Genomic DNA, 1,083 nt, shown 5'->3' with positions numbered 1-1,083 from the left:
AGTTTTATAAACAAACAAAGCAAATGATATTACTGCTCCAATTACAAATAACACTTTAAGCCAAGGAAAACTGCTCTCTTCTGTAGCCTGAGATGAATTTGCTGTTAATACAATTTCATCTAAAACAATGGCTGCATATTGCTGTGATACTACAGTTTTAAATACAGGCAATTTTACAAAGGGTAAAAATAAAGACACTAAAAACGTAGCTATTAAATACACTCGGTTGCTATGAAAAAAAGTTTCCTTCTTTAAAAACAAATCATAAATTGCTAAAAACAACAACTGAAATGTGATTACTAAAACTATACACTGTACCATCTTTATTTAAATTTTTATTACTTTAGTCTAAAGGTTATTGGCAATGAAAAAGGAACTTTAACTGCCTTACCATTTTCCATTCCTGGAGAAAACTTAGGTAGTCTGCTAATAATACGTGCAACCTCATTTACCAAAAGTTTATCTGGACCACGCATTTGCAAGTTTTTTACAGAGCCATCCTCTTCTATAATAAAGCTAATATTTACTCTACCTTGTATGCCTTTTTCTTGAGCTTCTTCTGGGTAATTAAAGTTTTTTCTGATGTGCTCATTTAACGACTTATTAAAATTTTCTCTAGGGTTTTCTGCATTTTCATTACCAGGAAAAGCTGGTGGTGTACCTATTGTTGAAAAAGGCACTAAATCACCTTCTTCTTCATCAAAAACACTAGAATTATTTGCTTCTTCATTGCTTGAATACTTAATTAGCTTAACATCAGAATTTGTTTGTATTGTGCTTGGATCTGCAGCATAACCTACAATAACAATCTCATCTAATGCCTCTACCTCATCAACACTACTTTTTGCTTCTACTGCATCTATTTCAGCATTGTTTTCTGTTTCACAAGAGGTATAGAATAACATACCTGCAACTAATGGTACTAATGCTAAATATTTTAGCTTTAAAACTTTACCAGATTTTGATTTTTGTAACATAACTATTCGTTTTTTAATTAATGATGATTTATAAAAATGGTTGATGAATGAGATATTTTTTGTCTCAAAAATTTGAGATAATAATAACTCGTATTGTTCTTTTTTA

General features: G+C 30.3%; 1 protein-coding gene and 1 pseudogene. Both read right to left on the bottom strand.

Annotated elements, in window-relative coordinates; translation table 11 throughout:
- Positions 1-321: pseudogene (locus ABJD66_RS14190) on the bottom strand (energy transducer TonB); the annotation flags it as partial.
- Between the two features lie 17 nt (positions 322-338).
- Positions 339-1,083: energy transducer TonB (locus ABJD66_RS14185; RefSeq protein WP_348132806.1), on the bottom strand; the 745-nt coding region annotated here is incomplete at its 5' end.

This window comes from Cellulophaga sp. (genome assembly GCF_039943695.1).
Lineage (GTDB): Bacteria > Bacteroidota > Bacteroidia > Flavobacteriales > Flavobacteriaceae > Cellulophaga.
This window is presented reverse-complemented; position numbering and strand designations above follow the sequence as displayed.